This window comes from Curtobacterium sp. VKM Ac-1395 (assembly GCF_015350975.1).
Taxonomy (GTDB): Bacteria; Actinomycetota; Actinomycetes; order Actinomycetales; family Microbacteriaceae; genus Curtobacterium.
This window is the reverse complement of sequence record NZ_JADKRX010000004.1, coordinates 130,328-143,218: the sequence shown is the minus strand read 5'-3', so window position 1 is coordinate 143,218 and position 12,891 is coordinate 130,328. Positions and strand designations below refer to the sequence as shown.

Here is a 12,891-nt window from a genome sequence, read left to right as displayed (position 1 = left end):
GTTCCGGGGTCACCGGTCGGCGAAGCCGCCGAGCATGCCGGAGATGAACCGCTTCTGCAGGAAGAAGTAGAGGACGACGATCGGCAGGGCGACGATCACCCCGGCGGCGGAGAGCAACGAGTAGTCCGTCAGGTGCGCGCCCTTGAAGAACGCGAGGCCGAGGGGGGCCGTGCGGTGGTCCTCGCTCGTGATGAGCACCAGGGGCAGCAGGAACTCGTTCCACGTCCACATGGTGATGAGCAGGGACATCGTCATGATCGGGGCGATCGCCGCGGGGACCATGACCTGCCAGAGCAGGCGGACGTCACGGGCGCCGTCGAGGCGGGCGGCCTCGATGACCTCGCCGGGGAAGCTGCGGAACTGGCTGCGCATCCAGAAGATGCCGAAGGCCAGGGACTGCGCGGTCTGCGGCAGGACCAGACTGGAGTAGGTGTCCGTGAGGCCGACGGACCGCAGGTTGAAGTAGAGCGGGATGATGAAGGCCTCGGCCGGGAGCATCAGGCCGGCGAGCATCACGAAGAACAGGACGTTGCTGCCGAAGAAGTCGAGCCGGCCGAACGCGAAGCCGGCGAACACGGCGAGGATCGTGGTCAGGACGACCACCGACACGGTGACCAGGACGCTGGAGAACATGTAGGTGGCGAAGTGCCCCTGCGTCCACGCGGCACCGAAGTTCCCGAGGTCGATCTTCGTCGGCAGGCTGAACCCGCCCGAGTTCTGCGCCGACGGGGTGACCGAGGACAGCAGCACCCCGATGAGCGGGATGATCGCGAACAGGGCGAAGAGCGTCAGGATGACGTAGTTGACGGTCTTCTCGCGGACGGAGAGCCTCATGCGACGTCCTTCGGCTGCAGACGACCGATCAGGGCCGTGACGATCATGATGACGACGGTGAGCGAGACGGCGACCGCCGCTGCCGAGCCGACCTGCCCGGTCTGGAACGCCCGGTTGTAGGCCTCGAACGCCGGGACGGACGTCGAGTTGCCGGGTCCGCCGCTGGTGGTGACGTAGACCAGGTCGAAGGTCTTCAGCGCCGAGACGACCGTGAGCGTCAGGGCCGCCGCGATCTGCCCGCGGAGCGACGGCAGGGTGATCGAGAAGAACTCGCGCGCCGCACCGGCACCGTCGATGCGGGCGGCCTCGAACAGGCTCGGGTGGATGTTGCCCACTCCGGAGAGGAACAGCACCAGGCACAGGCCGACGTTCAGCCACGTGCCGACGAAGCCGATCGCGGGCAGGGCTGTGTCGTACCCGCCGAGCCAGACCTGGGCGAACTGCCCGAGGCCGACCAGGCGCAGGCCGTCGTTGAGCAACCCGTCGGCGGAGTAGATCGACACCCAGATCGTCGCGACGACGACCGAGGCGATGACCTGCGGCAGGAACAGCACCGTGCGGAAGAACGACATCCCGCGCAGGCCGTTCGCCCGGGAGATCAGCGCGGTGAGGAACAGCGCCACCACCACGGGGATCGCGGCGTAGAACACCATCAGCACGAGTGCGTGCCCGAACGACGCGCGGAGCTGCGGGTCGGTGACGACGCCGGCGTAGTTGGCGAAGCCCGCCCAGGTCGCCGGCGAGAGCCCGTCCCAGTCGTAGAACGAGTACTGGATGCTCTGCAGGAACGGCACCCCGAGGAACACCGCGAACACGACGAACGCCGGCAGGACGTAGAGGTACGGCACCAGGCTGCGGCGGCGCCGGCGGGGGGCCGGGCGGGCGCTGCTCGGCGCAGCACCCGCCCGGGTCCCGGTCAACTGGGTCACGAGGCGGTCCTCACTTCTTGACGAAGCCGGTGTAGTCGGTCTGCAGCGTCTTCGTGTACTGCTCCGGTGTGGCCTTGCCCGCGACGAGGTCCTGCATGGCCGCGGTGATGGTGTCGTAGAAGGTCGGGGTGGCGTAGTCGAGGTACGGCGTGAGGGCGTTGGCACTGGAGATCGTCTTGTAGTTGCTCGTGATGTCACCGGCGATCGTGCCCTCGGCGGGGGTGTCGGTGTCCGGCACCACGGTCGGCAGGTTGCCCTGGTCGACCAGGGTCGTGGCGGCCTTCGCGTTCGTGACGAAGTCGACGTACGCGGCTGCGGCGTCCGCGTTCTTCGTCTTCGACGTGATGGCCCAGGCGAGGCCCTCGCCGCCCATCGTCACCGGGGTCGAGGCCCCGGTCGGCGTCAGCGCCGTGAACCCGATGTCCTTCGCCTTGCTGGCGGCCTCGAGGGTGGCCTGGTACCAGGTGCCCGTGATGAGGAAGGCCGACTTGCCGGAGCCGAACGCGCTGACGGCGTCGTCACGCGAGACGCCGTTCGCGCCCTCGGTGACGTAGCCGTCCTTCACCCAGCCGCTGATCGTGCTGGCGGCCTCGACCTCGTCGTCGCCGGTCCAGCTGCCGGACTTGCCGGCGACCAGGTCGTTGACGGGCTCGCGCCCGGCGAGGGCGGAGAGCACCAGGCCGTAGAGGTGGATGCCGGGGCTCTTCTCGACGTCGCCGTAGCTGAGCGGCAGGGTGCCCGCGGCCTTGACCTTCTGCATGTCCTCGGTCAGCTCGGCCACGGTGGTGGGCGGGCTGTCGATCCCAGCCGCCTTGAGGACCTCCTTGTTGTAGTACAGGCCCACCAGCTCACCGGTCTGCGAGACGCCGTACAGCTGGTCCCCCTGCCAGGTCGTCCCGTCCGAGGAGAACGAGTTCAGCTTCAGCAGGCTCGACGGGTAGTAGTCGTCCCAGCCGTAGAGCTCGGCGTAGTCGTCGACGGGGCGCAGGAACCCGGCCTTCACGAACGCGCCCATGTCCGGGTAGCCCTGGTTCGCCTGCACGACGTCCGGCGGGTTGTCCCCGGAGAGGGCGAGCTTCAGCGTGGTCTTCAGGTCGGCGAAGGAGCGCGAGACCCGCTTCACCGTGATGTTCGGGTGGGCCTTCTCGAACGCGTCGTTGAGGACCTGCTGCGCGTCGTTGATGCCGGTGTCCGTGTTCTGGTCCCAGACGGTCAGCGTGGTCTTCGCCGAGCCCACGTCCTTCGACACCGGGCCGAGGCTCTGGGAGGCGGCGGGGGCGGCGGACCCGCCGGGCGTGCAGGCGGTGAGGCCGAGGGCGACCGCCGCTGCGACGCCGATGAGCATCGACGCCTTGCTGATGTGCTTCATGGTGGGTCCAGTTCTGCGAAGGGGTGGGTGTTCGGGTCAGTTGTCGGCGCTGGGGACGTCGGCGAGGAAGGACCAGTCGCCCGGGGCGGCGCGCTGGTCGAGGAAGACGCGGAGCTCGTCCGGGTGCGGCGCGCTCGCCGCTCCCCCGAGTCCGGTGACGGCGAAGGCCGCGCTGGCGGCAGCGAACCGCAGCCGCGTCTCGAGGTCCCAGCCGTGGTGCACACCGGCCATGAACGACGCCACGAACACGTCGCCGGCCCCGGTCGGGTCGACGGCGTCGACACGGACCGTGTCGGCAGTGACGACCACGCCGTTGGCGGAGTCGACCGCCACGACGCCGTCGGGCCCACGGGTGACGACCGCGAGCGGCACACGCTCGGCGAGCACCTTCGCCGCGGCGAGCGCCGAGTCCGTCCGGGTGTACCGCATGGCCTCGACGTCGTTCGGCACGAAGACGTCGATCTCGGCCAGACGGTCGAGCACCCCGCCGCTCCACTCGCCGGTGTGGTCCCACCCGACCCCGCCGACGACCGTGGTGCCGGCCGCGCGGAGCCGAGCGACCCAGGCGGGCAGCGGCTTGGCGATGCCGACGTGCGTCGCGGCCACCGGGCCGATGTCGTCCGGCACGACGGTCGGGCCGAGGTGCTCCTCGTAGGTGATGAAGCTGCGGTCGTCGGGCCCGGTCAGTGCCACCGACACGGCGCTCTGGTGACCGTGCACCAGCTCGAGCAGGGAGGTGTCGAGGAACGGCTCGGCGGTCAGCACGTCGTACACGTGGCGGCCGAGGACGTCGTCGCCGAGGCAGCTCGCGAGCATCGTCGGGGCACCGGCTCGGGCAGCGGCGACCGCACGGTTCGCGACGCCGCCCGGGGTGATGGCGAACGCGTCGGCGAACACCTCGGCGCCCTGCTCGGGAGCAGTGACCCCGGAGAAGACGACGTCGCAGTAGACGTCCCCGGCGAACAGGAGGGTGCCGCGAGTGGTCTCGTCGGCCTGCCCGCCGGTGTGTCCGGTGGGTCGTGGCTCGGCATGCGCCTCGGTCACGGCAGTCTCCTCGTCATCGCGGATCAGTGCTGCGCAGGTGTGCTCGACCTGGGACGGATCCGGTGGTGGTGCTCAAGCCTGCGTGCTTCGTGTTGCGAGGACGTTACCCGGTTGCGCCAGATTTGTTAAGTCTGCTTGAGTGCGACTTCCGCTTGCGCGATCTTGCTTGTTTCTGCTCGAACTGCGTTACTGTGACGCCATGATCCTGCGCGACCGGCAGAACCGCATCATCCGGGCACTCCGGGCTGACGGTGCTGCCTCCGTGCAGGAACTCGCAGAGGCCCTCGCGGTCAGCCCGGCGACGATCCGCCGCGACCTCGAGATGCTCGACCGCAACGGCGAGCTCGTCCGCACGTGGGGTGGCGCGGTCCTCCCCCCGCGAGCCACGGCGCAGGACGACACCGACCCGGACGAGGCCGTCGAGACCCCGTTCGAGCAGGCCGGTGACCTCGACCTCAAGCGCCGCATGGCCGAGGCCGCCGCCGCGATGGTCACCGACGGCCAGGTTGTCATCCTCGACATCGGCACGACCACGCCGCAGATCGCCGAGCTGCTCCGCGGCCGGGACATCACCGTCATCACCACGAACCTCGCGGTGTTCGACGTGCTCCGCGACGACGAGGCCGTGCGGCTCGTGCTGCTCGGCGGGGTCGTCCGACGCAACTACCGCACGCTCGTCGGTTCGCTCGCCGAGGCCGCGCTCGAGCAGGTCAGCGCCGACCTGCTGTTCCTGTCCTGCACCGGTGTCCGCGCCAACGGACACGTGGTGGACAACATGGCGGTCGAGGCCCCCATCAAGCAGTCCATGATCGCGGCCGCCGATCGTGTGGTGCTGCTCGCGTCCGAGACCAAGTTCCCGGGGAGCGGGGCCCTGCGGCTCTGCTCCCTCACCGACGTCGACACGCTGATCACGACGACCGGCGCCCCCGACGAAACACTCGCACACAGCCGGAACGCCGGCGGAGAGGTCGTCATCACATGAAGCTCTGCATCCTCGGAGGCGGCGGGTTCCGCACGCCGTACGTCTACCAGGCACTCCTCCGCGACACCGGTTCCCCCCGGGTCGAGGAGGTCGCGCTGTACGACGTCGACGAGGTCCGCCTGCACGCGATGGTGGCGATCCTCACCGAGCTCGCGGCCGACTTCCCCGACGCCCCGGTCCTGAAGCCGACGACCGACCTGCACCGCGCGGTGGAGGGCAGTGACTACGTCTTCGCCGCACTCCGCGTCGGCGGGCTCGAGGGACGACGCTGCGACGAGCACGTCGCGCTCGACCTCGACGTCCTCGGACAGGAGACCACCGGCCCCGGCGGGCTCGCGTACGCCATCCGCACCGTCCCCGTCATGGTCGAGGCCGCGAAGGTCATCCGCGACCTCGCACCCAACGCCTACGTGATGAACTTCACGAACCCCGCCGGCATCATCACCGAGGCCATGCAGACCGTCCTCGGCGACCGCGTGCTCGGCATCTGCGACACCCCGTCCGGCCTCGGGCGCCGGGTCGCCGGCATGCTCGGCCTCGACCACACCCGGGTCCAGATGGACTACGTCGGCCTGAACCACCTCGGGTGGATGCGCCGCGTGATGTACGACGGCCGCGACGTGCTCCCCGAGCTGATGGCGGACGACGGACGTCTCGGTGCCATGGAGGAGGGCCACGTCTTCGGGCTCGACTGGATCCGCAGCCTCGGTGCCATCCCGAACGAGTACCTGTACTACTACTACTTCAACCGCGACGCCGTGCGCTCCATCATCGGCTCCGGCAAGACCCGCGGCGACTTCCTCGCCGAGAGCCAGTCCGCCTTCTACGACCGGGCCACCGCCGCCGGTGACGGCGTGGCCGACCTGTGGCGCGAGACCGTCGCCCGGCGCAGCGCGTCCTACATGGCCGAGGCGAAGGGCGGCACGCAGGACGAGCCGGTCGACGCCAAGGAGCGCGAGACCGACCCGTCGCACCAGGGCTACGCGGGCGTCGCCCTCGGGGTCATGGCCGCGATCAGCCGCAACGAGCGCCAGACGATGATCCTCAACGTCAGGAACAACGGCACGATCGCCGGGCTCCCCCGGGACGCCGTGGTCGAGGTCCCGACGATGGTCGACGCGAACGGCGTCCACCCGATGTCCACCGACCAGCCCGACCTGCACCAGATCGGGCTGATGTCCCAGGTCAAGGCCGTCGAGCGCCACACCATCGCCGCCGCCATGACCGGGTCGAAGGACGAGGCGCTCAAGGCCTTCGCGCTCCACCCCCTCGTGGACAGCGTTACGATCGCCCGCGACCTGGTGCGCGGGTACATCGACCGCATCCCGGAGGTCGCGGCGGTGCTCACGACGTAGCCGCGTCCCGGACGGGAGGCTCGGTGCCAGCTGGCACCGAGCCTCCCGTCCGTCGCGGTGCAGCTCCGGCACGGCGCTGCCGACGCGCACCGCCCCGCACTGGCCTCCCCGCCGTCCCCGGACTAGATTGTTGAACAACCCGGCGACGACAGGGAGCACCCGTGACGACGATCGACCTCAACAGCGACCTCGGCGAGGGCTACGGCGCCTGGAGCATGGGTGACGACGCCGCGATGCTCGACGTCGTCTCGAGCGCGAACATCGCCTGCGGCTTCCACGCCGGCGACCCGACGATCATGCTCGCCACCTGCCGCGCCGCTGCCGAGCGCGGCGTCGCCGTCGGCGCACACGTCGCACACCGCGACCTGGCGGGCTTCGGCCGGCGCCCGATGCACGTCACGCCGGACGAACTCCACGCCGACGTCGTGTACCAACTCGGCGCCATGACCGCCACCGCCCGCGTCGCCGGCACCCGGGTCACGTACGTCAAGCCCCACGGGGCGCTCTACAACACCGCCTGCGCCGACCCGGTCCAGGCCGAGGCCGTCGTCCGCGCGATCGCCGACGTCGACCCGTCCCTCGCCGTGCTCGCCCTGCCCGACTCCGAGCTCCTGCGCGCAGCCGAGCGCCACGGACTCCGCGCCGTCAGCGAGGCCTTCGCCGACCGCGCCTACGAACCCGACGGCTCCCTCGTGTCGCGGAGCACGCCCGGGTCCGTCCTGCACGATCCCGAGCAGGTGGCCCAGCGCGTCCTCCGCATGGTGACCGACGGCGTCGCGACCGCCGTCGACGGGTCCGAGGTCTCCGTCCGCGCGGACTCGGTCTGCGTCCACGGCGACTCCCCCGACGCCGTCGCGATGGCCCGGGCGATCCGCCGGCTGCTGACCGAGCAGGACATCACCATCGCCCCGTTCACCGGAGCCGGAGCCGCAACCGCGCCCGCGCCCGCGCCCGCGCCCGGAGCGGCAACAGACCAGACGCCCGCATGACGCTCGACCTGCGCCCCGCCGGCAGCAGCGCCCTGCTCGCCACCTTCGACACGCTGCAGGACACGGTCGCCTTCCGCGCCGGCCTCGGCCACCGACCCCCCGGAGTCACCGAGGTCGTGTCCGGCGCCCGCACGCTCCTGTTCCGCTACGACCGCACCCGCACGGACGCCGCCCGCCTGCGCGGCGACCTGGCAGGCATCACGCCGTCCGCCACCAGCACCGCAGCACGAGCCGAGACGGCCACAGACGCAGCCGCGGACGCTGACGCAGCCGCAGCCGTCGTGATCCCCGTCACCTACGACGGCGACGACCTCACCGCCGTGGCCGACCTCATCGGCATGACCCCCGCCGACCTCGTCGCCTGGCACACCGGCCAGATCTGGACGAGCGCCTTCTGCGGCTTCGCTCCCGGCTTCAGCTACCTGACCGGAACCGCCCCCTCGCTGGACCTGCCCCGCCGCAGCACCGCACGCACCGCCGTCCCGAGCGGCGCCGTCGCCCTCGCCGGGGAGTTCAGCGCCGTCTACCCGCGCACCTCCCCCGGCGGCTGGCAGCTCATCGGGCGCACCGACGTCCCGATGTGGTCACTCGACCGCGACCCACCGGCGCTCGCACCCGCCGGCACACGCATCCGCTTCGTCGACACGAGTGGCACGTGAACACGCTCACCGTCGAGCGCATCGGCTTCGGCGTCACGACCCAGGACCTCGGCCGCCCGGGCTTCAGCGACATGGGACTCGGCGCGGCCGGCGCAGCCGACCGAGGTTCCGCGGCGCTCGCCAACCGGATGGTCGGCAACCGTCCCGGCGCAGCCGTCCTGGAGGCCCTGCTCGGCTCCGTCTCGCTCCGATCCGACGCGCACGTGGTCGCCGCCGTCACCGGAGCGGCCTGCGCGGTCGAGGTCGAGCGGGCTGACGGCAGCGTTCACGGCGCGGCCGCGAACGAGGTCCTGCTGCTCGGTCCCGGCGACACCGTGCACCTCGGCGTCCCCGACACCGGCCTGCGCTCGTACGTCGCCGTCCGTGGCGGGTTCGTCGTCGAGCCGGTGCTCGGCAGCCGGTCGTGGGACTCGCTCGCGCAGCTCGGTCCCGCTCCGCTGCAGGCCGGCGATGCGCTCCCGATCGGCACCGAGGCCGACGGCTGGCCCGTGGTCGACGCCGTCGCGCCGCCGCTCGAGCCCTGGCCGTGGGAGTCCGTCGTGCTCGACGTCGTCCCGGGTCCGCGTGACGACTGGTTCACGCCTGCGTGGCGCACGACCCTCACGGGGCAGGACCACTGCGTGAGCCCGGACAGCGACCGTGTCGGCGTCCGGACCACCGCGGCGGAGCCCCTCGTCCGCGCAGTCACGCACGAGCTCCCGAGCGAGGGCGTCGAGACCGGATCGCTCCAGGTCCCGCCGGACGGCTTCCCCGTGCTGTTCCTCGCCGACCACCCCGTGACCGGCGGGTACCCGGTCGTCGCCGTCCTCACACCCGCATCGGTCGACCGTGCCGCCCAGCTCCGGCCGGGCGACACGGTCCGCTTCCGGGTCGTGTGACCCAGCTCAGCCGACGTAGGCGTACGTGCTGACCCAGTCGATGTCGAGGTGTCCGTTGCCGCCCCAGTTCCCGACCTGGAACATGTACCGGTGCGGCGTCGTCGGCACGTCCACCGTCACGGTCCGGATGACCCTGCCGTCGACCAGGTAGGTCACGGACTTCCCGGGGATCCACTCGACCGAGTAGGTGTGCCACTGGCGCCAGGACACCCCGGTGCTGATGCTCGTCGAGTGGGCTTCCCATCCCGGCGTCATCGAGTGCTGGAACGCCATCGGCGTGCTCTCGAAGTTGCCCTCCGGGTAGTCGATCTCGCCGTCGGACCAGACGTTCGACGACGGCCACAGCATGAAGGCCGCACCGTTGCCCGTCCCGCCCTCGGCCTTCGCCCGGACCGAGAACTTCCCGCCGACGTGCGACCAGGCACCGTTCGGCGTGCCGAAGGTCCCGGCGGCCCCGCGCGCGCCGTCGAGCTTGACGTCCATGTAGCCGTCGCGGGCGCTGACCTGCGTGCTCGAGGAGTAGATCCCCGAGGTGCCGTCCGGGTAGGGCTGCCAGGAGTTCGCGTAGGTCCTGGCGAACTGACCGTTCGCCGCGGCCGCGGTGCTGAAGTCCTCGCGGAACGTCTGCTTGAAGGGCCCGACGTCACCGACGGGTGCCGGGGTGCCGGCCTCCGCGACGGACGTCGATCCGAGCGGGACGGCGACGAGTGCTGCGCCGAGGACGACAGCGGCGAGTGTCGCTCTGGTGGTGGTTCGTTTCTGCATGGCTGTCACTCCCTGACGTGACGATCGACACCGGATCCCTGCGGTGTCGAGCCGGATCTCGGCTGTCCACAGAACGTAGTTGTTCACGACAACGAGCGCAGGGGCTTGACAGCCGATGTTGTCTCTGCGAACACCAGAGGAACAGCCGTCACCGCAGGGAGTGTTCGCGGGCCTCCATCGCGTCCCAGGCGAAGCTCGCCAACCAGTGCGTCGAGTAGTACTCCTCGCCGACGCTCGCGGCGAGCCCGGACACGAGCAGCCGCTCCGCCGCGTCGTCGAGCAGGTCCGCGAGGTCGTCGGTCGACGTACCCGCAGCACGCAGGGCGTCCGCGACCCGACGGGCAGCGCCGGCACGGGACAGGTCGAGCCCGAACAGGTGCACCTGCTGCGGGTCGTTCTCGTCGCGGACCACCGTCGACTGCAGGATGTCGTCGCCGGCGCGCACCTCGCAGCAGAAGGCTCGGACCCACGGGGCGAACTCCGCCGGAGGCAGGACCGCGCGCATGAGGTCGGCCTCGGCCAGGCCTGCCGAGAGGAAGTCGTGCCCGCTGCGCTCCCACGCGAAGGGCCACGCGGTGTCCGCGCCGAACCAGTCACGCGCAGCGCGCTCGCACGCCGCGGCGAGGTCGTCCCGCCCGAGCGACCGGGCGGCCTCGAGCACGAGCTGCAGCCCGAACGCGGAGTTCGAGTGCACCCCGTGCCGGACGGGGTGGGCGGCACCGTCGACCCAGCGGGTGACGAGGTCCTCGACGGCGTCGACCACGGGCACGAACCCGGGCCCGAGCGCACGGATGGCGGGCACCGGCGACGACGTGACCTCCGCCGCCAGGCGCATGACCCAGGCCCACCCGTAAGGGCGCTCGAAGTGCGACGCGCTGCGGAGGTAGGCCGCCTCGGTCGCCAGGTGGTCCGCGGACAGGTGGGCCTGCAGGATCGTGGTGATCGGGGCCTCCTGGCTGGCTGGCAGGCCGAACGCGACCAAGCGGGCGGCGAGCCAGTGCATGTGCACCGACGAGTGCCAGTCGTAGGAGGTGGCGAAGGCCGGGTGCAGCTCGACGGGCAGGGCTCGGTCGTCCGGGCCGGACGTCGTGTGCTGCGACGCGTAGGGGTACTCGCGGGTGATGTTGTCCGCGGCCACGGCGGCGAAGCCCGCGGCCCAGGCGGCCCGGGTGGGGTCAGAAGGCGACAACGTACATGACTCCCATGTTGACGACGAGCAGGATGGCGGCGGTCGGGATCTGGGCCTTGATCGGGCCGTACTTGTCCCGCATCTCGAGCAGCGCGGCGGGGACGAGGTTGAAGTTCGCCGCCATCGGGGTGACGAGGGTGCCGCAGAAGCCGGCGAGCATGCCGATCGCGAAGATGGCCGCCGGGTTGCCGTCGAAGCCCTGCACCAGGACCGGCCAGCCGATCGCGGCGGTCATGATCGGGAACGCGGCGAACGCGTTGCCCATGATGACGGTGAACAGCGCCATGCCGAGGCAGTAGACGACGACCGCGGCGAGCAGCGAACCGCTCGGCAGGATCGTCTTGATGATGGTGCCGACCGCGTCGCCGACCCCGGCCTGCGTGAACACGATGCCGAGCGTGGAGAGCATCTGCGGGAGCAGCGCTGCCCAGCCGATGGCCTGCAGGAGTCGGCCGCCCTCGCGGATCGGTGTGGCGATCTTCGGCGGACGCAGGACGAACACCGCGACGACCACGGCCAGGACCGATCCGATGCCGAGTCCGGTCAGGGTCGCACTGCCCTCGGCGAGCAACGGCGTGCCGCCGATCGTGACGAGCGGGCCGAGCGTGGCGACCAGGACGGCGACCACCGGGACGACCAGTGCGGGGATGAAGAGCCGGTTGCCGAAGCGCGTCGCGAAGGACGCACGTTCCTCGGGAGAGGTCGTCGCGAGCACGCTCGTGCTGTCGCTCGACTGCCGGGCCATGGCCCCGGTGGGTTCCGCCGGGCCGGTCTCCGCGCCGACGCCCGCACCCGGGATGCTCGCCACGCGGGTGCGGCTCGGCCGGCCGCCCCTGGCCTTGGTGCCGGTGAAGCCGAGGCCGGCCAGCGCCACCATCACCAGGACGGCGATGCCGAGGACCCACGAGGGTGCCGTCTTGGCGGCGACGAAGGTGCCGTAGAAGAAGGAGATGCCGAGGATGCCCCAGAAGGCCGCGTTGCCGAGGCGCTTGGCGTGCTCCCGGTCCGTGACGATGAGCACCGCGACCGCGATGAAGAACGCGCCGATGAGCCAGTAGAGCCATTCGCTGGTGATCACGCTGCCACCCCCGTGGTGGTCGAGGCGCCGCGCATGTCCGCCGCCATCCGGTCGAGCTTGCGGTCGAAGAGCAGCAGCCGGATACCGTGCACCAGCAGTGCGGCGATGCCCGTCGGGATCGCCCAGAGCGCGAGGTCGATGGGCTCGAGCGCCAGGTCATAGGTCGCGTCGACGAAGGTGGTGATGAGGAGGATCGAGCCGACCGCGACGAAGACGTCCTCACCGAAGAACACGCCGACGGTGTCCGAGGACGCGGAGAAGCCCTTGATCTTCTCGCGCATCGGGTCGTCCACGCTGCCGTACTTCTTGATGGCGGCGCCCTCGGCCATCGGGTACACGAGCGGGCGCACCGTCTGCGCCGGGCCGCCGATGCTCGTCAGGCCGACGGCGGCGGTGACCTGCCGGATCGCGAGGTACCCGGCGAGCAGGCGCCCGGTGGTCAGCTTGTCGAGCTTCGCGATGAGTCGCTTGGCCTGATCCTGCAGGCCGTAGCGCTCGATCAGGCCGATGACCGGCAGCACGAGCGCGAAGGTCGTGACGCTGCGACTGGAGGCGAAGCCGTCGCCGAACGCGGTGAGGATGCCGACGGGACCGATCCCGCCGATGGCCGCGGTGACGATCCCCGCGACGGTGACGACGAGCAGCGCGTTGACGCGCAGTGCGAAGCCGACGATGACGACGGCGACGCCGATGAGGACGAACATGCGGGACAGTCTGGACTGCATTGTTCAACAATCACAAGACCCTTCCGCGACTTGTAACACGGCGGTCACACACGCTGCCTGTGGAGGAGTTGCCCCCCGCCCGTGTCAGGATCGGG

At 70.9% G+C, this 12,891-nt stretch carries 13 protein-coding genes; 5 read left to right on the top strand and 8 right to left on the bottom strand.

The window, feature by feature from the left end:
• Positions 1-9 precede the first annotated feature (9 nt).
• Genes ITJ68_RS12365 through ITJ68_RS12350 form a run of 4 tightly spaced genes read right to left on the bottom strand, consistent with a single transcriptional unit; the run spans position 10 to position 4,176 of the window.
• The gene (locus ITJ68_RS12365; RefSeq protein ID WP_194661567.1) at positions 10-834 is read right to left on the bottom strand and encodes a carbohydrate ABC transporter permease; all 825 of its coding nucleotides are present in this window, start codon (positions 832-834) and stop codon (positions 10-12) included.
• A complete protein-coding gene (locus tag ITJ68_RS12360; RefSeq protein WP_323743310.1) occupies positions 831-1,763 on the bottom strand; it encodes a sugar ABC transporter permease in 933 nt (310 codons plus the stop codon). The genes ITJ68_RS12365 and ITJ68_RS12360 overlap by 4 nt, the downstream gene beginning before the upstream one ends.
• Before the next feature lie 10 nt (positions 1,764-1,773).
• On the bottom strand, positions 1,774-3,132 hold the full coding sequence (locus tag ITJ68_RS12355) for an extracellular solute-binding protein (protein WP_194661566.1): 1,359 nt from the start codon (positions 3,130-3,132) through the stop codon (positions 1,774-1,776).
• A gap of 36 nt (positions 3,133-3,168) precedes the next feature.
• Complete coding sequence (locus tag ITJ68_RS12350; protein WP_194661565.1) at positions 3,169-4,176, bottom strand: carbohydrate kinase family protein; 1,008 nt, start codon at positions 4,174-4,176, stop codon at positions 3,169-3,171.
• A gap of 199 nt (positions 4,177-4,375) precedes the next feature.
• Between ITJ68_RS12350 and ITJ68_RS12345 the strand changes: the two genes are divergently transcribed.
• The 5 genes from ITJ68_RS12345 to ITJ68_RS12325 all read left to right on the top strand — a co-directional run bounded on the left by ITJ68_RS12345 (position 4,376) and on the right by ITJ68_RS12325 (position 9,039).
• Entirely contained in the window at positions 4,376-5,158 is a 783-nt protein-coding gene (locus tag ITJ68_RS12345; RefSeq protein WP_194661564.1) for a DeoR/GlpR family DNA-binding transcription regulator, read from the top strand.
• Entirely contained in the window at positions 5,155-6,513 is a 1,359-nt protein-coding gene (locus ITJ68_RS12340; RefSeq protein WP_194661563.1) for a 6-phospho-beta-glucosidase, read from the top strand. The genes ITJ68_RS12345 and ITJ68_RS12340 overlap by 4 nt, the downstream gene beginning before the upstream one ends.
• 161 nt (positions 6,514-6,674) lie before the next feature.
• Entirely contained in the window at positions 6,675-7,502 is an 828-nt protein-coding gene (locus ITJ68_RS12335; RefSeq protein ID WP_194661562.1) for a LamB/YcsF family protein, read from the top strand.
• Complete coding sequence (locus ITJ68_RS12330; RefSeq protein WP_194661561.1) at positions 7,499-8,161, top strand: 5-oxoprolinase subunit B family protein; 663 nt, start codon at positions 7,499-7,501, stop codon at positions 8,159-8,161. The genes ITJ68_RS12335 and ITJ68_RS12330 overlap by 4 nt, the downstream gene beginning before the upstream one ends.
• Positions 8,158-9,039: a biotin-dependent carboxyltransferase family protein gene (locus ITJ68_RS12325; protein ID WP_323743309.1), complete on the top strand. Its 882-nt coding sequence runs from the start codon at positions 8,158-8,160 to the stop codon at positions 9,037-9,039. The genes ITJ68_RS12330 and ITJ68_RS12325 overlap by 4 nt, the downstream gene beginning before the upstream one ends.
• 6 nt (positions 9,040-9,045) lie before the next feature.
• Here the strand turns inward: ITJ68_RS12325 and ITJ68_RS12320 are convergent, their stop codons facing one another.
• The 4 genes from ITJ68_RS12320 to ITJ68_RS12305 form a co-directional block, all read right to left on the bottom strand.
• Positions 9,046-9,804: a glycoside hydrolase family 16 protein gene (locus ITJ68_RS12320; RefSeq protein ID WP_194661560.1), complete on the bottom strand. Its 759-nt coding sequence runs from the start codon at positions 9,802-9,804 to the stop codon at positions 9,046-9,048.
• A gap of 148 nt (positions 9,805-9,952) precedes the next feature.
• Positions 9,953-10,993 carry a DUF2891 family protein gene (locus ITJ68_RS12315; protein ID WP_194661559.1) on the bottom strand — a complete coding sequence of 347 codons (1,041 nt, stop codon included), beginning with the start codon at positions 10,991-10,993 and terminating at the stop codon, positions 9,953-9,955.
• Entirely contained in the window at positions 10,980-12,071 is a 1,092-nt protein-coding gene (locus ITJ68_RS12310) for a DUF979 domain-containing protein (RefSeq protein WP_194661558.1), read from the bottom strand. Before ITJ68_RS12310 ends, ITJ68_RS12315 begins: the two co-directional genes overlap by 14 nt.
• The gene (locus tag ITJ68_RS12305) at positions 12,068-12,775 is read right to left on the bottom strand and encodes a DUF969 domain-containing protein (protein WP_194661557.1); all 708 of its coding nucleotides are present in this window, start codon (positions 12,773-12,775) and stop codon (positions 12,068-12,070) included. Before ITJ68_RS12305 ends, ITJ68_RS12310 begins: the two co-directional genes overlap by 4 nt.
• Positions 12,776-12,891: the final 116 nt, after the last annotated feature.